Origin of the sequence: Bacteriovorax sp. Seq25_V (assembly GCF_000447795.1) — a bacterium.
In the GTDB taxonomy this organism is placed as follows: domain Bacteria; phylum Bdellovibrionota; class Bacteriovoracia; order Bacteriovoracales; family Bacteriovoracaceae; genus Halobacteriovorax_A.
Genome location: NZ_AUNI01000009.1, coordinates 138,209 through 161,479 on the forward strand (window position 1 = coordinate 138,209; position 23,271 = coordinate 161,479).

Genomic DNA, 23,271 nt, shown 5'->3' on the forward strand with positions numbered 1-23,271 from the left:
ATAAGGTGATTCTATGCCCAAGCGAGTTCCACTCGTTAATGATTGGATAGAAAATTATACTAACTCAAAAATGGTGATCTTATCAAAGAATTATTCATTAAGTTTCGGAGAATATTAAATGAATAAAAATATTGAAAAACAGAAAACTGGATTTATTCAAAAGGTGAAATTCTTTCATTGGATTGTCTTAGTTCTTTCAGTTGCATTGACACTAGTTGTATGGAAAATTACAAAGAAGCAAACTTATGATAAGGAAAAAGTTCGCTTTGACAGAGAAGCTGATCAGGTCGTTAGTATTATTATTGAAAGAATGCAGAAATACGAAGAGGCGCTGTGGAGTGGGGTAGCCGCAATTCGAATGAATGGGGATAAAATATCGAGAAAGGAATGGGAAGTATTTAGTCGAAAATTCCAAATTGAAAAAAAGTATCCAGGTATTAATGGAATAGGTGTAATTTACAAAGTTTCAAAAAATAACCTGAAGAAGTTTATTGATTATGAAAAGAGATTCTATCCAGACTTTAAGCCTTATCCAGATCATGAGAAAAATGATAAGTGGGTAATTACTTATATTGAGCCAGTGGAAGATAATAGAAAAGCTGTCGGTCTTGATATGGCACACGAACAGAATCGTTATCAAGCGGCTTTAAGGGCCGAAGAGACGGGCCAGGCGCAGGTTACTGGACCCATTGTTCTAGTTCAAGATTCAAAAAAAACACCTGGATTTCTTTTCTATACGCCTTTTTATAAGAATGAAAATATTTCAACAGCTGAAGGTAGAAAGGAAAATTTGATTGGCCTTGTCTATGCTCCGTTTGTGATGCGAAAACTTATGGAAGGTGTTCTTGATGAGAAGCTACGCGCAGTTAGTTTGTCAATTAGTGATGGTGATTCTGTTCTTTATAATGAGTTGAGTGAAACAAGAGATACACCAAGCTTTAAGAGCACAAAAAATATAAATATCTATGGTAGAGTTTGGAAAGTTAGTATCGAGACAAACAAGCTTTTTAATAAAAATACAAATAATACTCTGTCTAAATTAATATTAGTCGCAGGATTCTTGATTGATTTTCTCGTGTTCTTGCTATTTATCTTCCTCTCTAATTCAAATACGCGCGCTATAGAATATGGTGAACGTATGGCAAAAGGATATCAAGAGAAAGTAAAAGATTTAGAAAGGTTGAATAATGAGCTAAAGAAAGAGAATTTTGAGCGTATTGAAGCAGAGAAAAAAGCTGAGTATGCAAACGTGGCGAAAAGTAATTTTCTTGCAAATATGAGTCACGAAATTAGAACCCCACTAAATGGAATTATAGGTATCTCTGATTTGGTCAGTGAAGAGAACATTCCAGAAAATGTTAGAGAAGATATCATACAAATTAGAGAGTCAAGCCTTAGCCTTTTGCATATTGTTAATGACATCTTAGATTTATCAAAATTGAATGCTGGAAAGCTTGATCTTGATTATGTGGTCTTTAATATTCGCGATTGTTTTACAAGTGCAGCTTCTCTTTTTAAGGCGAGTGTCCTATTAAATGAGATCTATCTCGATCTAGCAATAGATCAATCGGTACCTGAGTTTGTTGGAGGTGATTCATTTCGTTTGAAGCAAATCCTTTTAAATTTAATTGGAAATGCTATCAAGTTCACTTCTGATGGGGGAGTTAAAATCTCATTAAAAGTCGTGAGCTTGATTAATGATACTTATCTTTTTGAATGCTCGGTTCTTGATACTGGTATTGGTATATCTGAAGACGCCATGGGGCAATTATTTAAATCATTTGAACAAGCGGATAGTGGTATTAGTCGGAATTTTGGAGGCACTGGATTAGGACTAAGTATATGTGCGAGTTTGGTTGAGCTCTTTAACGGAGAAATAAAGGTAGAAAGTACGGAAGGTGTAGGATCAAACTTCTCTTTCACTTTCCAATTAAAACATGAGAGCCAAAAATTATTAGATCCAGAGGAAAGAGAACAATCAATTCAAAATTTTAGTGATATCAGTGTATTATTAGTTGAAGATAATAAAATTAATCAAGTTGTAGCAAAGAGATACCTTGAGAAAGCGGGGGTGAAAAATATTACTGTCGCTTTAGATGGACAGATTGCAGTTGATCTTGTTCGTGAGAAAAATTTTGATATTATTTTGATGGATATTCAAATGCCAGTGATGGATGGATTAACATCGACAAAGCTGATACGAGAGTTCAATAAAAAAGTTATTATTGTAGGGTTGTCTGCCAATGCCTTTGATGAGGATAGAGAAAAAGCCTTGTCTTATGGCATGAACGATTACCTTGGAAAACCATTGAAGTATAAAAGCTTAGTCGAAGTGTTATCTAAGTGTATAGCGGTAGTTCAAACTCATAAGTAGAGCCTTCTCCTTTGGTACTTTTAATTCGAAGCTCACTGTTGTGTTGTTCAAGGATTCGTTTACAACTTGCTAAGCTAAGTCCTACTCCTTCGACTTTTGGGAATAGGCTAATTTGAGTGAAAGGTTTCATTAATGCATTAAGCTCGTTTTCCTCAAAACCTTCCCCGTTATCAATGTATTTAATACGACACTTATTTTCTTGAAGCTCATGAGTTATGAGAAGTTTTAAAGGCGTATTGCTTTTTTTAAATTTCATTGAATTTTTAAAAAGATTAATGAATAAAGTGTTTAGCAGAGCTTCATTGCCTTGAAGCATTGGGATTTTATTTCTTATTACTTCACAGTTACTCTGAGCAAATTCCTCAGAAAGAATTTCTTCAGTCGAGTTGATAATATTATTGATGTCAACTTCATGAAAATCAAATTGTTTATGGGTAAGTATAGCGTAATTGAGAAGGTCATCAACGTTGTTGATCATTTTGTTAATAAGCGTATATACTTTTTGTCCATACAATTCTATTTCATTAAACTTTCTATCTTTAATATCCTGATTAATAATTTCGACAAATGAGCAAACCTTCTTTAGCGGAGATTTAATGTCATGTGTTGCTACATAAGCAAAGTTTTCGAGTTCCTTATTTGATTTTTCAAGATTTGTAAAAGTTTCCTTAATTGCTACTTCCATTGTCTTCATCTTAGCTTCTAGTTCCTCAAGTTCATCATTGGTACTTGATTGGTTTGTTGTTTGATTTTCTGTTTTAAAATTGAAATGACTAATCCGTTTAGATTGATTAATAACTTTGGATATAGAGCGTGAGAGTTCAAAAGAAATTTTACTTATTAATAAGTAGCTTAAAGTAATTATTACGAAATAGCAGATAAATATAAATCTTAAGAGGCTTTGAAAATTAGAGTCGATTTGATTTATTTCTTTTGATCTTAATTCGATAAAGTATTTTTCAAGATTTTTAAGAGCTTGTATTGCTTGAGTGTCATCTACTCTAACCGTTTTATCTATTTCTATAATTGATTTATTTTCATTTCTTAGTTTCGTGATGACCTGTAACTGAGAGTGGTAGAGTGCGATTGTATTTTTTAGTGTATCGAGTGTATTCTTTTCTGCTAATGATAATGGACGAAGCTGCAAGTACTCTTCGATTTTCTTCAATGCTTCAGATAGGGTAATGTCTGCTGTTCTTAGGTATTCACTATTACCCCTGAGCACATAATTCTTAAATGCATGAATTCCTCTTCCGTAACCAAGAAGTGAATGAATTGTAGAAAGTTTACCTTGTCTTTCCGTAACATTATTCAAAAATATTTTTATGCTATCATTTGATTTTTTGAGATAGTAAAAACTTGTCGCTTCTGCAATGAAGAGTAGTATGATTGGTAATAAACCTATAATTAAGAGTTTCTTTGTTATTTTCATAATAATGAAGTATATGCAAAGTTACTCTGTCAGTGAAGGTAAGTTATTGTAAATATTATGATCTAGGTTTGAACCTATATCTAGGTAATTGTGAACGGATTCTTAATTTTTTATATAGTTTACTAAAGATAACTTTAAGATTTAAGGCATTTTAAAAGTTAGAGTTAACCCAATTGGCATATTATTGAATCCGATTTTTTTTGAATTACTTTTATCTGCGATATTGAATGGCCCTACTAGGATTTGATCATACCAAGCATGTGTAAAAATATTGCTATTAAGGTTGTAGTTGTTTCGATGATATTGCCAACAAAACGCCAGGCCCATTATAGTTCTTCCAATATTTTCTTCTGTCGTTGCACCAACATGAGCAAATGCAAAAAGTGCTGAGCTAAAAATTGCTCCTCCCCAAATTCCAACAGTAGAGGACATTGAAGGAAATAGAAATCCTCTAAAAAGTGCTTCTTCTCCCATTCCAACCGCAGCAAAAGTAAAAATCGACTTCCACGCATCTGTTCGAAGAAGGCGATAGAGCTTTTCTTGATCATCTTCTCTTTCTGCATCTTCGATAGCATGATCTCGCGCCGTACTTCTGTTATAAGCAGCAAGTGATAAGAATCCGACTGCAATAGAATCACTAGCATTGAGTGGATTAAACATTTGTGCGTAATCATAGAAAATAAAACTTTCTCTATTACTTGGAGTTCCTCCAGCATCTCTCCAGGCATCATACATACTGTAAAAGGCAATATTTAAGCCAAGAGTTCTAAGCTTAGGGTCCTTCATGGAAAGAAGGCCAACAGATGAAACGAAGTAACTAGCTCCCTCCCAGTGACTACCATTCATTGATTGCCCAAGACCTGGAATTATACTACTCAAGCCCTGATAGGCTTGTGCTCTAACAGAAGTATTTAGAATGAATAGGCAAAGAAGTATAAAGGTCTTCATAATATCCTAATGAATATGAGATCTATATTCTAAATAAAAAGAAGCGAGAAACAAACCATGGGTAAATTTGGGACTTAAAGAAAAAGCACCCCGAAGGGTGCGTAAAAAATTAATCAATTTTAGTTCTAACAGACTTCTTGAAGTAGATACCAACAGTTGTTGCATCGTCTCCACATAAAGTTGCTGCATCAGAAACTGGAGCGAGAAGAGACATTGCTCCATGGTGGTAGATATACTTTACTGGTTGAGCGAAAAGTGAATCTAGGTATTCTTTCCCTTCGATACAATTTTCAGAAGATCCTCCATTTACTGGATAAGCAGCAGTATCAGTTTTTGTGAATGTCCAGTTAACGTTATCAGCTAAACCAATCAAGTTATAACGACATTCAGTTCCTTTACTGTGGTAAGAAGCAACAAACTTTCCGTTATCAAGAGAATAGTCTGTCGTCATATATGAGAAGAGAACCGCTCTTGTTTTAAAATCTGTTGGTGCTTGAGTTGGTACTCTATCTTCTCCACAAACAAAACCTGCATGTTGTGCTAACCAACGCTCTTGAGCTGGGAAGTTGATATCTTGAGCAAAAGATGAAGTTGCTGCGATTAGTGTCAGTCCAAATAATAATTTCTGCATATTTCCTCCTTGGGATATTTTTCACATATTGTATGCTTATATTAATAAAAGTTTGATAAGTCAAACTGCTTGTAACGTGTTAGTTTTATTGTTAAAAATGTAAACTAATTTGTTTTTAGCCAAGGGAGATATGTAAAATAGTCAGAGAGATTTATAGCTAATTTAGTATTAAATATTATAAATGGGAGAGCTGCCGTGCTCCCCCTTCGCCAAAATTATTTTCTTATAAAACCGTCAATAATTACGCCGATAAATGTAGTGACAAACAAAAAAGCAATAATATAGAGGGAGAGGTTACTTCCTTTGTCTTCACTCTTGCTATTGTTCTCAACATCTTGCTGTTCATTCATTTTGAATTCCTCAAATGTGGTTAACAAATTTTAAATACTAAGAATTAAGAAAAAAGAAGTAAGGGTGGACTTAAGCCCGAATATTTTTTGCTATAGGACTCTTTGCAGAGTTGCTTAGATTGAAGCGAAAAAGTTTCACCTAAGAGACATTTGATCGGAAAAACTTTATTCGTATGATGATAAAATGGTAGAGGAGAGGAATCTCCTGAAACTTCTGACTTTTCAAGTCGATCACTTTGCAGAAGACTCTCTACTAAATGGGGAGAGGAATAAATCTTATCAATTTTTTCTTTAGCTAAATCTTGAGTAAAATTTAGAAAGCAAAATTTCGTTAAAAAGATTGATAATATAATTATGTAGTAGATTCTCATTCAACTGTATTATATCTCTGTTGTGAGAATTTAACTACTAAGTAATTTTCAAGAATAAGCGCCAAAAATTTCGTAGACCTATTATTTCGATTGCAGTGATTTTCTTAGATTAGTGGTGCCCGGGGCGAGACTCGAACTCGCACAATGTTGCCATCGGCGGATTTTGAATCCGCTGCGTCTACCATTTCGCCACCCGGGCTTGGAAATGATATTTTAAGAATTTCCAGACTGTGTGTCAATGAGATTAAAGCCTCAAAAGCTTCAATGCCTGCTTCGTCGTAAATCTAAACTCAGAATCAGGTAGTCTCTTCATTAACTCCCTACCGTCGATGATACAAGGGTGCTTGATATAATCGATTAAGTAGTCTGGAAAGGTCCAAAGTTTTTTTACAATTTTCGCAACAGGCGAAAGTATAGAGACAGGAAATGGCACATAACTATGAGCAACAAGTTCTTTGGCTTCTTTTAGAGTAATTGTTTCTTCTGGTGCAACATTATATATACCAGTTTCAACATTAAATAAGCACTCACTAATAATTGAAGCCATATCCAGTTCATGAATAAATTGAAATGTAGGGTTGAAATCAATTGGTATTGGTGCAATCGATGACCTTAGGTACTGACTAATAGTATTATTTATTTGTGGACCAATAATATTACAAGGACGGAGTACAATTGTTTGTAGCTGATCTTTGTACTTCCACATCCAGTTTGTGCAGATTGAGTCCATCTCTGTTACATCGCGAAGCTCTGGATACTTGATACTCGCCCTTAGTGGAGCATCCTCTTTAATGAAAACTGGATTATCTGAAAGCGCGCCATATACATGATGAGTCGATAGGACAATTACTTTTTGAAGTTGATACTTAAGTGCAAGCTCTAGAATTTTGTTTGTTCCAATCAAATTGAGATTTAATCTTTCTTCTATTTCACTCTGTGAGGTCGACTTTGAATGGCTCATTCTTCCAAGGTGGAAGAGGGCGTCGATATTTCTCTCTCTAAATATTTTTTCGAAATTTCCACGAGTATATTTGATTCTCACAAACTCAAAATTTGGAGCAGTGATTTTCACTCGAGGGTTTCTAGTATCAACACCAATAATTTTAATGTTGGGATACTTTCGCGTGATAATTCCACAAAGAATATTTGCAAGTCCTCCTGAGGCACCAATAATTAGAACGCTTTTAATTTCTTTCATTTTATTTTCCATGTTTCTTAAAGATAAAGTTCCTTCTCTTTTTTAGCCCTTCATCTAACATTAATTGAATCGTTGATTGAATATGATCTATATATTCATCAAGCTCTTTGTCTGAAGGATCCTGACCAATTAATGATTGTTCAACTTTAATTGGTTTTCCGATATAAATATCCATCGGTGAAGGAAGGGGAAAGTAGTTTGCACTTATTGGCATGGCCGGCAATCCAAGCGCTTTTGCAAGACCTTTTGCTTGATAAACAAATGGAAATGTTTCTTCTGCGCCAACAACAGCAACAGGTAGGATTTCAATATTCGCACTAAGTGCCATTCTATAAAAACCTTTAGTGAATGGTTGTACTTTGTAAAAGTCCTTTGTACTTTTTGCCACACCACGAACCCCCTCCGGAAACACGAGAAGAGATTCGCCACGCTCTAGTAGATTTTGACAGTTGTCGCGATCTCCGAGAACTGATCCACATTCACTGGCCCATTTATTAATAAAAGGAAGATTAGTAAAGAATCTCTCAACCATTGGACGTACGATTCTTGGGGGCCAAACTTGAGTGGCGAATGCTGTGCCAATCATCAGTCCATCGATAGCAATCTGCCCACTATGGTTTGATACCACCATATATTGTTTATCTTGGACATTCTCAATTCCAAATGTTCGTACTTTGAAGTAGTTCTTAAATACTGGAAAGATCAGGTTTAGATACTTCTTTGCACTTTCAAAGTTGAGTCCCCAGGGATCAGTTCCTCCTTGGTACTTCTCTTCTAAGTAGCTAAAAATATTATCAATATTTTCAATTTTTTCATTTTTAAGAAATTTAAGCACGTCTTTTCCAAGTATAAGTAATTGATTTATTTATATTTTATCAAAGTTACAAACCTCTACCAAACTAGGCAGGATGTGCTAAAATATTAATCGACAGTTATGTTTCGTTTAGAGGAATGTATGCAAAAACAAGAATGGAAATTTAAGCTTCATAAGCTAATGAGAGAATGCCAAGACGAAATCTCGAAAGCTACAGTTATTGGGAAGAAAATGATTACAGCTTCTCAAACTAATTCAAACTTACATGAAAATTATGAGGAGCTAGGTCGTTTAGCTGCTAAGCACTTAAAGGCCGGGATTCTTGAGTGGGAAAATCCACGAGTTAATGAATTACTTGAGGAAATTAAAAAATGTGAAAAAGACCTTCACCATTTCGAGAGTGAAGTCAAAGATATTAAAGCGAAGTGCGACGAAAAAGAGTAAGCTAGGCTTACTCTTTTATTTTTTCTCTCTCAACATGTAATAAAAGAAAATTGATTATCGCTGACTCAAGAGGAGGAATACCTGTTCCTTTCTCCGCTGAAATGAAGTGAAGTTGTTCAACCCATGATGACTCTTTAAAGATTCTTGGTTTCAACTTTTCTAGAGCTGAGCGCTCTTTCTGTGTTTTAAGTTTATCAAGCTTGTTGAAAATCATAAACGTGTGATGACCGAAAGGCTCTAAATAGTCTCTAAACTCTAAGTCACTATCTTGCATGGGATGGCGTGCATCTTGAAGGTTTAGCATCAGAATTTTTTCGTTCGTTCCTGTAAAGAATGTATGCATCAATTCTTGCCATTGAGTTTTCATCTCTTTTGATACTTTTGCATGTCCATACCCTGGAAGATCGAATAAAAAGAACTCTGGTGTGTCTTTGTATAGTTTTCCTTCAAGTTCTAGTCCGAAAGAGAAGATATTAATCTCTCTCGTTCTTCCTGGAGTTTTTGAAATACGGGCAGTATTCTTTCCGAAAATAGCATTGATTGAACTCGACTTACCAACATTACTTCTGCCGATGAATCCGATACCAATTGCATTATTATTTTTTAAGAAGTCCTTTAATTGATTAGGGTCGCTTATACCATATCTGAACTTTGTCGATGATTTTGAAATTTTAAAATCCATTATTTACCTCAAACTTTGTATAGATCCAGTAAATTGGAGGATCTATGGCAATACAACTATCAAACAATAACCCTCTTGTAAAAGAGAGCTTCGCAAAAATTGGGACAGAACTTGAAATATACCCCGTTTTTGGAAAAAAGCGTACGATATCTCTTAATCGGAAGATACTGATGATTAATGAGAAAAAGGGACAGTTTGCGGTGAATCCTCACCAGATAAAGCTGTCATCAATCTCAGATGAGGAGCAGAGCTATCAATTAGAAAACTTTCAGGACGAATTTAATGAATTCTACACACTTAAGGTTACTAAAGGACAAGGCTTTAAGGTTAATGGACAGCTCGTTAAAGAAGCCTATTGCTTTGAAGGCGATGTCATTATGATTGGACTCAATAAACTAGTCTTTAAAAACTCAGATAAGAGGCTTAAAAAGAAGTTGTATTCATATATCCCTAAATTACCAATGTTGATTGAAGGCGAAACTGGGACGGGAAAATCAACTCTAGCTAAGAAGCTACATGAGCAGTCATCTGTTCGTGGAGACTTCATTCATATTAATATTTCTTCATTTCCTGCTAGCTTAATTGAGTCAGAACTTTTCGGACATGTAAAAGGAGCTTTTACCGGCGCCATTACAGAAAAACTTGGTGCGATAAGGAGTGCGAGTGGGGGAACACTTTTTATTGATGAGATTGACTCACTCCCTCTTGAATTACAAGTGAAGTTACTACTATTTCTTGACTCTAAAAGTGTACGTCCAGTTGGTAGTGACAGTGAGTACCATAGCGATACTAACTTGATATTTGCTTCGGGACAAAATTTAAAAGAGCTCGTTAAAAAAGGAGAAATGAGAAAGGATTTTTTCTTTAGAATCTCTAGTGGGCAGTATATTTACTTGCCATCTTTGCGTGAAAATAGAGAGCAAGTCGCTGAGTTATGTATGGAGTTTGAATTTAAAAATCTCGTTACAATCTCAAGAGAGTTAATATCATTTTATAAAGACTATGACTGGCCAGGAAATATAAGACAGCTACGAGGGCATCTTGAAAAGAAGATGTATCTCACCAAGCGAGGAAGACTTGTATTGGATAAAACTGATTATGAACTTTTAGATATAGATTTTGATCTAGGAGAAACAGAAGAGAATTTAATATACGACTTTGAAAGTTATAAAAAGAAATTCTTCTTACGTGCTTATCACCGCTGTGGAGAGAACCTGTCTGTGACCGCAAAGAGAATGGATGTTGCTCCAAATACAATTAGAAGAGTACTCGATTTAGCCATTAAGGATTGATTGAATATAAACCTCTTCAATGGTTCCATCTATTTTTAGATCTTTTAGAACATTATTTAATTCTCTTTTAATCTTATTTCTTAAAATAATTTTCCCTTCTTCTTCCATTGGAAAAGAGGGGATTATTGGTTGGACATTCTTGTAAATGCGATCTCTGAGAACGTATTCATTTTGAATTTTTTCAAAATACTTGGCAATATATCTATTACTTGCTCTAAAAGAGAAATCTACCAATAGAGTTTGCATTCCTTTTCTCTCTTCGATGTAAATTGGAATATTGACATCATTCAGTTGAAGACTCATTTCCGTATAGTGACGAAATTTAGAACGAGAGTGTGCAAGTTTTTCAGAATCCATTGTATCAGAATAGCTACTAGGCTCTCTCACTACTTCTTTTGCCATCTTATTATCAATTTCACTAGCTTGTTTAATAACTGTTATACCTGTTAGAGTTATGGCCATCATTCCAGCTGTTCCAACCACGATTGTTGTAGGTTTAAGTCCACTCAACCATTTTTGAGTTTTTATAAAAAGTGGTGCAAAGAGAAGCGAAACCCCAGCTAAAACTTTTTTTGGTGTAATACTTTTGTAATCATAGCTTTTAGCCTTGACGACTTTTTCAAGAGCTGAAATTTTTGCTTTTTCACTTTTCTTTTTTACATCGCCAATAGACTTTAAAGTGAACTGCTTACTTTTTGATATTGATTCTTTGAAATTAATTGTTGTTTTCTTTCTGATGATATCAGTTTGTGCGACAGTTTTTTTGACAGATTTTGGCGTAAGTTTTAAGACAATACGAGAGAGAAAATTGCTAATCACAATTAAAATCTTATTTATAAAACTCTCAATCTTTAACCAAAATTTCATTAGCCTACCTTCGTGTTGCCAACTCACTTTTCGACTTTTTAGAGCAGATCTTTACTAAAGAGCTAGAGTTTAGGGCAAATATGTCCGCTATTTAAAAAAAAGGTCAATTTTCAGAAGAAAACCTAGGGGCTTCCGAAGAGATTTCGAGTTGAGTGGAGTAAGGAGTAATTGATGAAAAAGCTTGGTTTTTTCGCCCTATTTATTATTTTTCAGGCCTGTGGGCCGATTTCGATTAATCGTAGTTTTCTTGATGAGATGGAAAATGAAGGGGAGCAGTACTTGGTTCCTGGACAGCATTTCTCTCGCGTTTCTGGTGATAGCGAGAAGTCTGCCTATCCAGAAAGAGCAATGTTCGAGCGTACGCCAGACAAGGAGAGTGTTTATCCTGAGATGACGGAGAGACAAAGAATTGCCGCGGAACTCAAAGGAAAGCTTGCTACACTTACACCTCAACAAAGAAATTGGTTTGATGAGCATGAAGACTTATTTCAGAGTGATTCGCAAAAAGTATATTTTCTAAGTCTCGCGGATGGGGAAAGAGATGAGTATCTTGCGAATATAACGGGAAAAGTTATTGGACAACAAGCTCGTCGCGCGCCGTCATCAATAGTGAAATATTCGCCTCGTGGAGGGCGAGAAGTCATGCTTGGAATGGACAAGGCACAAGTTGTTCAGCTTTGGGGGAACCCGCATCAAGTCGATGTTGCAGGTAATCCAAGACTTGAAAATGAGCGTTGGACTTTTTATGAGCAAGGCGTAAAAAAGTATATTTATTTTGCTCGTGGTAAGGTTGAAGGCTGGTTCTTAGAATAGCTTGAAAACCGACCCCTAATGGGATAAATAGGGGTAATTACATATTTTAGGGAGAGAGGGAATGACCCAAAAAGACACAAAAGTCTTTTCAATGACTGGCTTTGGAAAGTTTCAGCTTGAAAGAGAAAATTTACAAGTCACAGTCGAAATCAAGAGTGTCAATCATCGCTTTAAAGATGTGCGCTTTAAAATGAGCTCGCATCTTTCTCCATTAGAAATAGAAATGAGAAATGCCATTAATGCGAACTTTAAAAGAGGGAGCTTTGACATTTTTATTAATTATAAGAAGATTGATACAGGTACAAGATTTGATGATTTCGATGAAGACAAAATTAAGGCCTTCTTGAAGAAAATTAAATCGATGGCCGATGCTGAAGGTGTTGGCGTTAGTGTCAAACCGACAGAATTTTTAAGATCTGAATTTCAAAAAGATCAAGATGACACTTTTTCGGAAGTGCTTCTTGAAATGACAAGAGAAGCTTTTCCTCACGCTATTGAAGAGCTTAAGAAATCAAGAAATATAGAAGGTGAAAAGCTGGTCAGTGTTTTAAAAGAGCATCGTAATCACTTTGAAGAAAATTATTTAGAGATAAAAAAACTTAGTGGAAGTTTTGAAGATACTGTTAAAGAGAGACTTAATAAGAGATTTGAAGAGTTTCAAAAGGTAATGCCTGTAGATGAACCAAGGTTCATGCAGGAAGTAATTTATTATCTTGAAAAAATGGATATTCAAGAAGAGCTTAATCGAATTCAGATTCATCTTGAAAAATTCGATTCAATTTTTGAAACAGGTGGAGAAGTTGGAAGACAACTAGATTTTCTACTTCAGGAATTAAATAGAGAAACTAATACAACAGGTTCGAAATCATCTCTTGAGGAAATTTCATCGCGCGTGGTGCAAATGAAAGTCCACATGGAAAAGATTAGAGAACAGGCATTAAATTTAGAGTAATATGGAAAAAACTGGAAAAATTATAGTAATTGTAGCCCCTTCAGGAACTGGGAAATCAACTCTAATTAAGAGATTGAAAAAAGCATGCCCTGAGCTATTAGAATCTGTATCATATACGACACGGAAGATACGTGAGGGTGAAGTTGATGGTGTTCACTACAACTTCATCACTAAAGAAAACTTTCTTGCGATGAAAGATGCTCAAGAGTTTTTAGAGTGGGCACAAGTTCACGGAAATTACTATGGAACAAGTAAGAAATTTGTAGAGAAACAACTACTGGAAGGGAAGAGTCTACTTTTTGATCTCGATGTTCAAGGAACTGACTCGTTTAAAACATACTTTAAAGATAGTGCAAAAGTTATTTTTATTGCACCACCATCAGTTGAAACTCTTCAAGAAAGACTTCTTGGTAGAGGGACTGAAACTGAAGAATCACTAAAGCTTAGACTTTCAAATGCTCTTGGAGAGTTGAAAAGAAAAGATGATTTCGACTATTGTGTCATTAATGATGAGCTTGAAAGGGCATATCAGGAATTGCTTTCAATAGTAAAAGGTATTTTAGGATAATATGTATCAGCAGCTAGATTTTTCACATGAAAGAGAATTGAATATTGAAGAACTTTGTCGAAGGGTAGAGGCATATTATCCAGATGCAAATTTTACTTTATTAAAGAAGGCCTATAAATTTGCTGAGAATGCACATAAGGGTCAAATGAGAAGCTCTGGGGAGGAATATATTATTCACCCAATTAACGTTGCGGGAACACTCGTTAAGCTTCGAATGGATATAGATTCAATTATTGCTGGTCTTCTTCACGATGTTGTTGAAGATTGTGATGTGAAGCCTGAAGAGCTTGAAAAAGAATTCAGTAAAGATATCGCACAGATTGTTGTTGGTCTGACAAAAATTTCTAAAATCAAATTCAAAACAAAAGAAGAATCTCAAGCAGAAAACTTTCGAAAGATGGTTGTGGCGATGGCCAAGGACCTTCGAGTTATTATCGTGAAGCTTGCAGATCGTATGCACAATATGAGAACTCTTCAGTATGTATCTGAAGAGAAGCAAAGAAAGATCGCGCAAGAAACATTAGATATCTATGTTCCTCTCGCAAGTCGTCTGGGGATTAACTCAGTTAAGACTGAGCTTGAAGATATTTGTCTTCGTTTCCTACATCCTGATATTTACTATCGTCTTGCAGAAAAGATCATGATGAAAAAATCTGATCGCGAAGAGTATATCGCTGATACCATCAGTATTATTCAAGATAAACTGATTGAATATTCAGTCAAGGCTGAGATCAAAGGAAGACCAAAGCATTTCTATTCGATTTATAAGAAGATGAGCGCGCGTGCTGTAGACTTTGATCAGATCACTGATATTCTAGCGTTTAGATTAATCGTTTCCAATATTACAGAATGTTATAAGACTCTAGGGATTATTCACTCATCATTTACTCCTATCCCTGGACGTTTTAAAGACTATATTGCGATTCCGAAAGTTAATAATTATCAATCTCTTCACACAACCGTAATTGGACCAAAGGCGGAGAGGATTGAAATCCAAATCAGAACAAGTGAGATGGATGAGGTTGCAGAGAGAGGGATCGCTGCGCACTGGAAATACAAAGAAGGTGTCGTCGCTGGTGGAAAACAACTTTCGTGGGTACAAGAACTTTTAGAATTTAATCAAAATATCGAAAGTAATGCCGAGTTCATGAGTCATATTAAGAATGACCTTGATATTGGAGGTGTATTCGTATTCACTCCAAATGGGGATGTTTTTGAACTTCGCTATGGGGCAACTCCACTTGATTTCGCTTACAGTGTTCACACCGAAATCGGTCATCGCTGTGTTGGGGCAAAGGTTAATGGAAGAATTGTTCCTCTTAAGCATACATTAAAGTCTGGAGACACTATTGAGGTTCTAACTTCGAAATCTCAGACTCCAAATAAAGACTGGCTAAGTATTGTTAAGTCTTCAAAAGCGAAATCAAAAATCAAGGCCTGGCTTCTACGTGTTGAGCGTGAGAAGAATATTGAAGTTGGTAAAGAGACACTTGAAAAAGCATTCAAAGTTCTTGGGACAACTCTTAAGGCCGCGATTAAGGCCGGTGATTTTGATAAGGCCAAAGAGCCTCTTGGTGCGAAGAGCGATGATGAGATCTTTGCGCATGTTGGTTCTGGTAAACTAAGTGCTAAGAGAGTAATTGAAGTAATCCCTGGTTATGAACAACCTGACAAGGATGAAACTCTTCAAGAAAAACTAAATGAGATCAATACTCTTTCTGATAAAATTTCTAAGACCGCGAAGAGAAGTTCTCATAAAGATAATGCTGTTATCGTCGATGGAATGGATGATCTGATGGTTCGTATGGCCCGTTGTTGTAATCCAATTCCAGGGGATCCAATCATTGGTTATATCACTCGTGGTCGTGGTATTACGATTCACCGTGGTGATTGTACGAGATATGATACAGGTGAGGTGGGGAGACAGATTCACGTCGAATGGAATCCTGAATTTAGTTTCAGACATCCGGTAAATATTCGTGTCATTACCCATGATAGACCAGGTGTTCTTTCATCGATTTCTAAGTCGATTAATAACCTTGGTGTTAATATTCGTTCTGCTATTGCTAAATCAACTCAGGATAGAAAAGGTAGTTTTATCTTTGAGATTGAAGTTAAGGATTACTCTGAGCTTCTAAAAACAATCAGTGGCATTGAAGGTTTAGAAGAAGTAATTTCTGTCTCAAGAGCGTAGTAGGTAGGGAGGATTTTATCCTCCTTATTGTATATTCAGCTTTCTCGAGTCAAATATATTGAAGAAGTCTCGCCCCTGTTCTTTCACAAGTTTAGGAAAGCTTTCAAAATTTTCGACGAAGTCTTCCTTTGTAATTTCCTCTTTGAGTTCGTATCCCTTGTTTTCGAGCTTGAAGAGCTTCATTACTTTTTGATCAGCAATGAAAACAACTTTGATTTTTGGTTTATCACTGTTGTTTATGACTTCGGGCTCTTTTTCCTTGCTTGGAATATTATACGACTTTAGAGAAGGTGCTGAAATTGATCCCACTCCAGATGATGAATTTGACTTCCCACTGTTTGGTAGTGAGGCTGGACTTCTTGTTGTCGTTGCACTTCTTGAGGCAGCGCTTGGTAAGGCATCTGAAAATGTATTACTGATGCTTTCTTTTTTTCTCTGTGCATCTTCTCTTTTATCTTTAGCAATCTCTTCTTTTGACTTTGGAGCTGCAGGTACAATATTTGTTCTTACAGCTTTTTCTGTCTTGGTGTAGAAGGGAGTATATTGCTTGTTGGAATTAGCTTTGTTAACAGAGTTATTGTTTTTTGCTTTAAACGTAGATGGGGTAGGCTTATAATCTTTTGCCTGCGACCAATTGCTACTTGTTGAATTCTTTCTGTGATCATTTTTAATTTCAGCATAGTACTGCTGAGCTTCATCAGGATACTTGCTTTCTATATCTTTAATAGAGGAGATATTATCTTTTTGTGGTACTGTTCTTGCGACTTTTCGAAGTTCTTTCTTAAGCTGATGAAGCTTAGTAAATATCTGCTTTCTTTGCACAGGGTTTTGTGTCTTAGAAAGTTGATCGATTAGTGAATTAAGTTCAGTTGTAATTTCAGTAGTTCTTATTACATCTCTCTCATACTGTTTCTTATGTTCAGCGATTGCAATCTTTCTGTTGATTATGAAAAGACTATCGTCTTCATCAATTCTAATACCGTATTTATTTTCAAGTTCTGGCTTATCTTCTTGTTGATATTCTTTCACTAGTTGCTGAATTTCTGGAATTATTTCATTTGTTGTTTCACTGTAGATATCGACGCCAGCTAAGCAGGAATATATCAGAATATTGTCAATGTTTATCTCATCATTTATAAGTGAAGAATTAAATACACGAATGTCTTCATAGTTGATTGAATATTCATTTTCTGGTATCGATAATTTATCGCATAGTGAATCGATTGTCTCTGTTTGGCATGTGGAAATGTTATCTTCTTTTAGTAGTGTTTCGATAGTATTTGAAACCACCGCATTTATTCCCTCACTTATGAGTAAACCTTTTAGCAGATAGTTAAGTGTCTTTTTTGATTCATCATCTTTACATTGTGATAAAGACACAATTTCTTTTTTACTTTTCTCTGGAGGACAAGTTTCAAGCTCTAAACTTCCTAGGGATTCAATCTCTGGAAGAATGGTAATAGCTTTATATTGTAGCTTGTTTTTATTTTCATCTTCATTCTTACAGAATGGATCTTTAGCCCTTTTTGATTTAGGAAGTTTGCATATGCAATTATTTAATGGGAAAGGAACTAAATCTTTTTCTGATTCAAATCCTTTTATTTCTACATTTTTATTCTGACGACAGAAATCAGTAAAACTTTGTTTAACAGTATAATTGATAATATCATCGAGATCAGATTCTGTTTTTACAGTTGGATTAGGATTGAACTGAGTGCAAGAAATAATAACATTTTCAATCTTCCTAATGCCTGTTTTGCAGTAGTAATCTTTATATCTCTTATAGTCTTCATTGGCATAAAGAAGACCATGATATGAAATTGATAATATAATTAGTTTTAAAGTAGTTTTTTTCATTACTTGTTCATTATCGTCAAGTATCGAAAAAAAGTTTAGTGTCTTTTAGCAAATTGTTGAATTTAATAGGTTTGGTGGCATTCAAAAGAGCTTTCGAGTGCCACTGTTAGTTGGTAATTATTTATTTAATTCATTTAAGAAGCGGTCGTCAACTCCGAGGTATGAATCGTAGTTAGTTGATGCTGAACCTGCTGATGTACTAGATGATGATTCTTTGTAGTACTTCGTATCGTATCCAAGAGTGATCGTTGTACCAACATAATAAACTTGCTTGTATGGATTATCGATATCCTCGTACGAAAGATCTACGTCAACGAGAAGAGCTCCACCACTTGCTCCTGAAAACGAAACAGTTTGAACTCCAAACTTTCTTCTGTCATAAGCGTTAAGGTTAATAAACTCTTGTGCTCTTATCTGGTCGTCATATGTTAGTGTTTTCCCATTGTCTCCTTTGAGATTATCTGAACTATATCCTGCAGAAATGACCGTTGTTTGATTATCATATCTAATAAACTCTGATGGGTGCATGGCCAGTTCAGTTTCAATTAGAGCCGGCTTAATTGTAGAAAATGGGATTTTTCCATTAAAAGAGAGTACTGCTGAGTCTCTTTCTAGGTTTAATTCCTCAATGTTAAGATCTTTAACAATTTTTAAGCCAGACTTTGTTGTTGTTTCCCAAGTGATACTTTTTATATCATACTTTGATTCGGTTTCTGTGTTACCAAAACAGTGACCTGCAGATTTGATAACACGACTTGATTGGCCAGGGATTGCTGAAATTAACGTACCTGAACAATATGAAACTTGCCTATTTGTTAAAACCGTTTTGATTCTTCCTACCGCATCAAGATAAGCTGGAGATGATTTTGTTTTCTTTTTTCTTCTGTCCGCTTTTTGAAGTTCTGAAAGGTCAGTATAGTAAGTTATTCCATTCTCGGAGAATGAGAGTGCACGAGTTGCAATTTCTAAAATTTCAAGATTAGAGCTGTAGTTTTCTGGAAGTGTAATTTCCGGCTTAGAAAAATCGCATTCTTTAGCAGTTGTAGAAAAAGTAAACACTGTTAAAACTGTGATCAATTTAAGTAGTTGTAACTTCATAAATACACCCTTTATCTTGATTAATATGTATATTTATAAGCAAGTACGATGCCAAAAATAAAAATATTGCGTGTATATTGGTATCTAACTTGCAGAGTTGTCAGTATGAAAAAACTTATTTTGATACTTACATTTCTAGGCTTTTCAGCAGCTTATGCCAACGACTGTAGACGCTTAAATGTGTCCAATAATTGTTCACGTGACAGAATTTATACAAACCGGATGGAATTAATTGCAATTAAAACGGCTGTATTCTTAAGTGATAGAGGTCTTAAAACTCTCGAGGATTATGTAAGTTTAAAAATATCTCGAATGAGCTCACAGGAAATACTCGATTTTAAATCTGATTTTAAAACTCTTTTCCTAGAAACTTCTTATAAGAGCTTTATCGAAGCTGCAAAGAAATCGAGTTATTGGAATAGAGATAGAAGACTAAACAATGCTTCTGCAACATTGGCCATGTTGCTAATGAAGAGAGAAGAAAGTGACATATTCAATGCATCTGAAGTTAAGTTTATTTATGCATTACAGAATTTAGACTTTATTGAAAATAAGGTTATTAATGATTTTAATCTTTCAAATATTGTAGTGAAGCTGACAGGGGCAGTTGGAAACAATGAAACGGTTAATAGAATAAGCGCACAGGCCCTTCTTGATACTATGGAAGTTGCGGAGTGCTTAATTGATATCACTGAAAGCGATGACCTCTATGGCGATATGCTTGCCTATGCAGACAAGGTTGAAAATACTGGCTCGGGAATAAAACTGAATGGTGAGCAAATTTTAAGCCGCCCTCTTCTTAAGCTGGAAAGGCTAAAAGTACCAAGAGAAATCGAAGTGATAGATAGTCGCAATTCTTTGAGCGGTCACACTAAATACACTAGAAATGAAAGTAGCGGACTTGATGCTATATTTGAATATTTTAAGTCATATAGTAGTAGTGAGTATGCAATAATTTCAAAATCAAATAAAACGATCAAGATATATGAGGGAGATCGTTTAGTTTCTGATGATGTTCTGCAATCAAAACTTTCTCTTGATGATAGACGCAATATTGGTGGAGCTGGAATATATTATCTAATGGGGAATAAGCATCTCTATAATAGTGATGGAACTTTCTTTAAAACTTTAGAGGATTATATCTCGTTAGACGATGGATCTGTCGTTATCATCCTTCCTAGTGATGAACGTTCGCATAATTTCAGAGTGAAGAACCATGAGCTTGCTTTTAATTCATCAAATTCAAAAGAATTCTATACGGCCTATAATTATACAGGAAGAGATCATCACTTTATTCCAATTAAATTCAAGGTTGAATCTCGTAGTCAAACAAATGTGGAATTTGCTGAAGCACTTGAATCTGAAAAGAGAAATTTAATGAAATTGTATGGAATGGACTCTGATACTTATAATGAATTAGCGAAATTTGCTTATGGTGTAATGAATGTAGAAACCCAGTATGGAGAATCACTGAAATATAAAATTAAAGAAACTGCACCAATCTTAGTATCAATAGCTAAAGGTAATGGGCTAAATGTGAAGCAAAACTCTCGTGGCCTCACTCAGATGAAAAGAATCCCAAAGTTGATTGTAGAGTCTTATAGGATAAAGAAGTCAGAGCTTGATCAGCCTCGTGCTGCAGCTGTTGCGACGGTTGGCTTTGCTTATGAGCTACTTCAAGATCTTAAGAGAATTTCACACCATCATAAAGATATTAATTCTACAAATATCTACGATTACCTATATTATCTCTACCAAGGAAAGCGTGGGGAGATTACAAAAGGTACGGCAACACCGGATAAAAATTTAACGATAAGAAAAATTGAAGCTTCAAAGAGAACTATTGAACTATCTGATGTTTTTAATTAGGGCAGTACTTAGAAATACTGCCCTCGAGTTTATGATTACTTACTTGAGGCAAGAAAGTCGATAAGCGTTTCAACGCTTTGACCACTACCTCCTCGTTGAACAAGTGATGGCTTTGCTCCACTTGTCCATCCAAAGATATCGAGGTGGGCCCATTTCGTTCCCTTTGTAATAAACTTCTCAAGAAAAAGAGCGGCCGTAATTGAACCTGCATATCCCGAGCTACCAGCGTTTGTCATATCAGCGAAGTCGCTGTTGAAATCTTTAATGTACGGTTGATATAGTGGCATTCTCCACGCAAGATCATTCATCTTGGCTGAACTTCTTTGTAATGCTGTTGCTAGGCCGTCATCATTTGAAAATAAACTTGCAATGTCTTGCCCTAACGAAACCTTGCCGGCACCTGTTAGTGTAGCAACATCAATTAGTACTTCAGGTTTCTTGTCCAGAGCGTAGCTAATAGTATCAGCAAGTGCTAAGCGGCCTTCTGCATCTGTATTGTGAATTTCTACACTAATACCCGCGCGAGACATATAGATATCACTTGGTCTCGAAGCATTTTCTGAAATTGCATTTTCTGCAAGTGCAAGATAGATATCGACATTCTTTTTAATCTTAGAGTTTTCAAGCCATCTCGAAAGACCAATCAGTGTTGCAGAACCACCCATGTCTTTCTTCATTAGTCTCATTCCTGCAGCAGGTTTTATGTCTAGACCACCACTATCAAACGTAAGTCCCTTTCCAACTAGGGCAATTGATTTTCCTTTTGCTCCTGCTGGTGAATACTTTAAGTGAACAATACGAGGAGGATTGTTCGAAGATCTTCCAACACTTAGAAGAAGTCCACATTTCTCCTTCGCTAGCTTTTTTTCATCGAGTACTTCAACTTTAATACTCTTGCTTTTTGCATAAAGTTTTTTAATTTCATTTGCATATGAAACTGGATGTAGCTCATTTGGAGGAAGGTTAACAAGGTGTCTTGCTTGATTAATTGAGACCGCAATCTCCTTAGCACTTGTGATAATTGTATCTTTAATTTTCTTTCCATCCACTAAAATAGAATTATATGAAAGACTTAAAGTACCTGAGAATCTATAAAGTCCTAACTCGAGTCCAACAATACTACCAATAATTTGTTCTTCATGCAGACCAGAGATTTCTATATTTATTGTCTTTCCTGCTAATTCTGTAGCTAATTGGCCGAGTGCCTCTCTTGCTTGACCATAGAGACTTGTATCAATAAAGCCATCGTGACCATTACTTGATATCTGAGAGTCGAGAACTACTGTGTAAAGAGTTTGATCTTTGAGTACAAGTTTCGACTTTGATTTCTTTAGTTCTTCGAGTTGATTTTTTGAAAGTCCAAATTTCTTAATTGCCGAGGCAAGAGATGCTGACGTTAAGATTAGAAGAGTGGATTCAGTTTTTTTAGAGCTTTTAGAAAGCCCTGAATTAATTTTAAAATTCATGTTTATGTCCTTTAGTCGATATCTGCTAGAGATAGGTATGCGATAGTTCTAAAAAATTTAAAAACTTCTTTATATAGAATTTTTATATTTCTAAAATTTGAGTAGTTTGTATTCACGCCGGAGTAATATAGATTGAAGACGTCATCTTTACGCCTTTTTTCTTCAAATACGGCCTTAATTCTTAAGATATGATAGTCATGGGAAATGACTAAAATATCTTTGAGCCCCTTAGATGCTCTAATATAGTCGAGAGTTCTCATAACATTTTCATAGGTATTACGTGCTTGATAGTCCAGTTCTAGAAAGTTTGGATTAATCTGAGATTCAGTATTTATATCCTTCAGTAGAAGATCGACGTTATTCTTACTATGAACTCCAGAAATAAGGATATTTGATTGCTTCAGTTCTTTTGCAAGCTTTATCGCGTAAGGAATTCTTCCAGCATCTCCAGTGAAGACAACAATCAGGTCAGGACTTTTCTTAAAGAAAGTCTCCTTTGATTCTTGATTTTCTTGTTTTGAGACGAGGAGGAGAATAATACACAGAATAGAATAAACAAAGAAAAGAGAAGCCAAAGACATGAGAAGACTTTTAAGCCTTCTCATTGTACGTGTTTGGCTTGTTTCAAAAACATATTTCTTGTCGTTAAACATAGACTACGGTTTTCTCGCAGCGATTACTTCAATTTCAATTAAAGCATCTTTTGGAAGTCTTGGAACTTCAACACAACTTCTCGCAGGAAATGGAGAAGCAAAGTACTGAAGGTAAGCTTCGTTTACTTTTCCAAATTCACTAAGGTCAGTGAGGAAGATCGTTGTCTTTAGAATATGATCTCTTGTTAAATTTTGACTTTCCAGTAATCCATCAATATTTGCAAGTGTTTGTGCTAATTGTGCCTCAAATCCTGAAGCAAGAACACCTGTTTCTGGATGAAGACCAATCTGTCCAGAGAAAAGAATCATATCTCTAAACTCAACACCTTGTGAATAAGTCCCTACTGCTGCAGGGGCCTTATCTGTTTTAATGATTTTTTTATCAAATGTACTCATTC

21 protein-coding genes and 1 tRNA gene are annotated in these 23,271 nt (G+C 35.4%); 8 read left to right on the plus strand and 14 right to left on the minus strand.

From position 1 onward, the window contains the following. Positions 1 to 118: 118 nt before the first annotated feature. A complete protein-coding gene (locus M900_RS01930) occupies positions 119 to 2,374 on the plus strand; it encodes a CHASE domain-containing protein (protein ID WP_021273525.1) in 2,256 nt (751 codons plus the stop codon). Here the strand turns inward: M900_RS01930 and M900_RS01935 are convergent. From M900_RS01935 to M900_RS01965, 7 genes are all read right to left on the minus strand, one after another. Beyond that, the gene (locus M900_RS01935) at positions 2,340 to 3,806 is read right to left on the minus strand and encodes an ATP-binding protein (RefSeq protein WP_021273537.1); all 1,467 of its coding nucleotides are present in this window, start codon (positions 3,804 to 3,806) and stop codon (positions 2,340 to 2,342) included. The two genes, M900_RS01930 and M900_RS01935, sit on opposite strands and share 35 nt — an antisense overlap. A 141-nt stretch (positions 3,807 to 3,947) precedes the next feature. Further along, positions 3,948 to 4,754: a CPBP family intramembrane glutamic endopeptidase gene (locus tag M900_RS01940; protein ID WP_021273455.1), complete on the minus strand. Its 807-nt coding sequence runs from the start codon at positions 4,752 to 4,754 to the stop codon at positions 3,948 to 3,950. 109 nt (positions 4,755 to 4,863) lie between these two features. After that, positions 4,864 to 5,385 carry a hypothetical protein gene (locus M900_RS01945; RefSeq protein ID WP_021273079.1) on the minus strand — a complete coding sequence of 174 codons (522 nt, stop codon included), beginning with the start codon at positions 5,383 to 5,385 and terminating at the stop codon, positions 4,864 to 4,866. 215 nt (positions 5,386 to 5,600) lie between these two features. Next, positions 5,601 to 5,735, minus strand: a complete 135-nt coding sequence (locus M900_RS17950; protein ID WP_021273293.1) for a hypothetical protein — start codon at positions 5,733 to 5,735, stop codon at positions 5,601 to 5,603. Between the two features lie 484 nt (positions 5,736 to 6,219). Next, positions 6,220 to 6,305: transfer RNA gene (locus M900_RS01955), tRNA-Leu, on the minus strand. 45 nt (positions 6,306 to 6,350) lie between these two features. After that, positions 6,351 to 7,304, minus strand: coding sequence for an NAD-dependent epimerase/dehydratase family protein (locus M900_RS01960; RefSeq protein WP_021273237.1), 954 nt, complete (start codon positions 7,302 to 7,304; stop codon positions 6,351 to 6,353). A 1-nt stretch (position 7,305) separates the two neighbouring features. After that, complete coding sequence (locus M900_RS01965) at positions 7,306 to 8,139, minus strand: lysophospholipid acyltransferase family protein (RefSeq protein WP_021273432.1); 834 nt, start codon at positions 8,137 to 8,139, stop codon at positions 7,306 to 7,308. Positions 8,140 to 8,259: 120 nt separating this feature from the next. Between M900_RS01965 and M900_RS01970 the strand changes: the two genes are divergently transcribed. Beyond that, positions 8,260 to 8,562 carry a hypothetical protein gene (locus M900_RS01970; RefSeq protein WP_021273515.1) on the plus strand — a complete coding sequence of 101 codons (303 nt, stop codon included), beginning with the start codon at positions 8,260 to 8,262 and terminating at the stop codon, positions 8,560 to 8,562. A 7-nt stretch (positions 8,563 to 8,569) separates the two neighbouring features. Here M900_RS01970 and yihA read toward each other — a convergent pair whose 3' ends face one another. Continuing rightward, positions 8,570 to 9,244, minus strand: coding sequence for a ribosome biogenesis GTP-binding protein YihA/YsxC (gene yihA / locus M900_RS16835; protein ID WP_021273474.1), 675 nt, complete (start codon positions 9,242 to 9,244; stop codon positions 8,570 to 8,572). 44 nt (positions 9,245 to 9,288) lie between these two features. Here yihA and M900_RS01980 point away from each other — a divergent pair, with 44 nt between their 5' ends. Continuing rightward, positions 9,289 to 10,536, plus strand: coding sequence for a sigma-54 dependent transcriptional regulator (locus M900_RS01980; protein WP_021273315.1), 1,248 nt, complete (start codon positions 9,289 to 9,291; stop codon positions 10,534 to 10,536). Here the strand turns inward: M900_RS01980 and M900_RS01985 are convergent. Next, the gene (locus tag M900_RS01985) at positions 10,519 to 11,403 is read right to left on the minus strand and encodes a hypothetical protein (protein ID WP_021273462.1); all 885 of its coding nucleotides are present in this window, start codon (positions 11,401 to 11,403) and stop codon (positions 10,519 to 10,521) included. The genes M900_RS01980 and M900_RS01985 overlap by 18 nt on opposite strands. Positions 11,404 to 11,574: 171 nt before the next feature. Here M900_RS01985 and M900_RS01990 point away from each other — a divergent pair, with 171 nt between their 5' ends. From M900_RS01990 to M900_RS02005, 4 genes are all read left to right on the plus strand, one after another. Further along, on the plus strand, positions 11,575 to 12,216 hold the full coding sequence (locus M900_RS01990; RefSeq protein WP_021273132.1) for a hypothetical protein: 642 nt from the start codon (positions 11,575 to 11,577) through the stop codon (positions 12,214 to 12,216). Between the two features lie 61 nt (positions 12,217 to 12,277). Continuing rightward, positions 12,278 to 13,168, plus strand: coding sequence for a YicC/YloC family endoribonuclease (locus M900_RS01995; RefSeq protein ID WP_021273568.1), 891 nt, complete (start codon positions 12,278 to 12,280; stop codon positions 13,166 to 13,168). Between the two features lies 1 nt (position 13,169). Beyond that, the gene (gene gmk / locus M900_RS02000; RefSeq protein WP_021273273.1) at positions 13,170 to 13,736 is read left to right on the plus strand and encodes a guanylate kinase; all 567 of its coding nucleotides are present in this window, start codon (positions 13,170 to 13,172) and stop codon (positions 13,734 to 13,736) included. Between the two features lies 1 nt (position 13,737). Continuing rightward, positions 13,738 to 15,930 carry a bifunctional (p)ppGpp synthetase/guanosine-3',5'-bis(diphosphate) 3'-pyrophosphohydrolase gene (locus M900_RS02005; RefSeq protein WP_021273226.1) on the plus strand — a complete coding sequence of 731 codons (2,193 nt, stop codon included), beginning with the start codon at positions 13,738 to 13,740 and terminating at the stop codon, positions 15,928 to 15,930. 24 nt (positions 15,931 to 15,954) lie between these two features. Here M900_RS02005 and M900_RS02010 read toward each other — a convergent pair whose 3' ends face one another. Beyond that, entirely contained in the window at positions 15,955 to 17,787 is a 1,833-nt protein-coding gene (locus M900_RS02010; RefSeq protein WP_021273299.1) for a hypothetical protein, read from the minus strand. Between the two features lie 117 nt (positions 17,788 to 17,904). Continuing rightward, the gene (locus M900_RS02015; RefSeq protein WP_021273353.1) at positions 17,905 to 18,885 is read right to left on the minus strand and encodes a hypothetical protein; all 981 of its coding nucleotides are present in this window, start codon (positions 18,883 to 18,885) and stop codon (positions 17,905 to 17,907) included. Positions 18,886 to 19,107: 222 nt separating this feature from the next. Here M900_RS02015 and M900_RS02020 point away from each other — a divergent pair, with 222 nt between their 5' ends. Beyond that, complete coding sequence (locus tag M900_RS02020) at positions 19,108 to 20,754, plus strand: hypothetical protein (protein ID WP_021273441.1); 1,647 nt, start codon at positions 19,108 to 19,110, stop codon at positions 20,752 to 20,754. 35 nt (positions 20,755 to 20,789) lie between these two features. Here the strand turns inward: M900_RS02020 and M900_RS16840 are convergent, their stop codons facing one another. The 3 genes from M900_RS16840 to M900_RS02035 are packed head-to-tail and all read right to left on the minus strand — an operon-like array spanning position 20,790 to position 23,269. Next, complete coding sequence (locus tag M900_RS16840; RefSeq protein ID WP_021273530.1) at positions 20,790 to 22,220, minus strand: leucyl aminopeptidase family protein; 1,431 nt, start codon at positions 22,218 to 22,220, stop codon at positions 20,790 to 20,792. An 11-nt stretch (positions 22,221 to 22,231) separates the two neighbouring features. Continuing rightward, positions 22,232 to 22,873 (minus strand): YdcF family protein, encoded by a 642-nt coding sequence (locus M900_RS02030; RefSeq protein ID WP_021273451.1) that lies wholly within the window; start codon positions 22,871 to 22,873, stop codon positions 22,232 to 22,234. Between the two features lie 3 nt (positions 22,874 to 22,876). Further along, positions 22,877 to 23,269, minus strand: coding sequence for a Rid family detoxifying hydrolase (locus tag M900_RS02035; protein WP_021273550.1), 393 nt, complete (start codon positions 23,267 to 23,269; stop codon positions 22,877 to 22,879). Between the last annotated feature and the right edge of the window lie 2 nt (positions 23,270 to 23,271).

Bases quoted from the DNA above. Each gene is read 5' to 3' on its own strand.
- M900_RS01930 (WP_021273525.1), top strand. From the start codon at position 119: ATGAATAAAAATATTGAAAAACAGAAAACTGGATTTATTCAAAAGGTG.
- M900_RS01935 (WP_021273537.1), bottom strand. From the start codon at position 3,806: ATGAAAATAACAAAGAAACTCTTAATTATAGGTTTATTACCAATCATA.
- M900_RS01940 (WP_021273455.1), bottom strand. From the start codon at position 4,754: ATGAAGACCTTTATACTTCTTTGCCTATTCATTCTAAATACTTCTGTT.
- M900_RS01945 (WP_021273079.1), bottom strand. From the start codon at position 5,385: ATGCAGAAATTATTATTTGGACTGACACTAATCGCAGCAACTTCATCT.
- M900_RS17950 (WP_021273293.1), bottom strand. From the start codon at position 5,735: ATGAATGAACAGCAAGATGTTGAGAACAATAGCAAGAGTGAAGACAAA.
- M900_RS01960 (WP_021273237.1), bottom strand. From the start codon at position 7,304: ATGAAAGAAATTAAAAGCGTTCTAATTATTGGTGCCTCAGGAGGACTT.
- M900_RS01970 (WP_021273515.1), top strand. From the start codon at position 8,260: ATGCAAAAACAAGAATGGAAATTTAAGCTTCATAAGCTAATGAGAGAA.
- yihA (WP_021273474.1), bottom strand. From the start codon at position 9,244: ATGGATTTTAAAATTTCAAAATCATCGACAAAGTTCAGATATGGTATA.
- M900_RS01980 (WP_021273315.1), top strand. From the start codon at position 9,289: ATGGCAATACAACTATCAAACAATAACCCTCTTGTAAAAGAGAGCTTC.
- M900_RS01985 (WP_021273462.1), bottom strand. From the start codon at position 11,403: ATGAAATTTTGGTTAAAGATTGAGAGTTTTATAAATAAGATTTTAATT.
- M900_RS01990 (WP_021273132.1), top strand. From the start codon at position 11,575: ATGAAAAAGCTTGGTTTTTTCGCCCTATTTATTATTTTTCAGGCCTGT.
- M900_RS01995 (WP_021273568.1), top strand. From the start codon at position 12,278: ATGACCCAAAAAGACACAAAAGTCTTTTCAATGACTGGCTTTGGAAAG.
- gmk (WP_021273273.1), top strand. From the start codon at position 13,170: ATGGAAAAAACTGGAAAAATTATAGTAATTGTAGCCCCTTCAGGAACT.
- M900_RS02005 (WP_021273226.1), top strand. From the start codon at position 13,738: ATGTATCAGCAGCTAGATTTTTCACATGAAAGAGAATTGAATATTGAA.
- M900_RS02010 (WP_021273299.1), bottom strand. From the start codon at position 17,787: ATGAAAAAAACTACTTTAAAACTAATTATATTATCAATTTCATATCAT.
- M900_RS02015 (WP_021273353.1), bottom strand. From the start codon at position 18,885: ATGAAGTTACAACTACTTAAATTGATCACAGTTTTAACAGTGTTTACT.
- M900_RS02020 (WP_021273441.1), top strand. From the start codon at position 19,108: ATGGAATTAATTGCAATTAAAACGGCTGTATTCTTAAGTGATAGAGGT.
- M900_RS16840 (WP_021273530.1), bottom strand. From the start codon at position 22,220: ATGAATTTTAAAATTAATTCAGGGCTTTCTAAAAGCTCTAAAAAAACT.
- M900_RS02030 (WP_021273451.1), bottom strand. From the start codon at position 22,873: ATGTTTAACGACAAGAAATATGTTTTTGAAACAAGCCAAACACGTACA.
- M900_RS02035 (WP_021273550.1), bottom strand. From the start codon at position 23,269: ATGAGTACATTTGATAAAAAAATCATTAAAACAGATAAGGCCCCTGCA.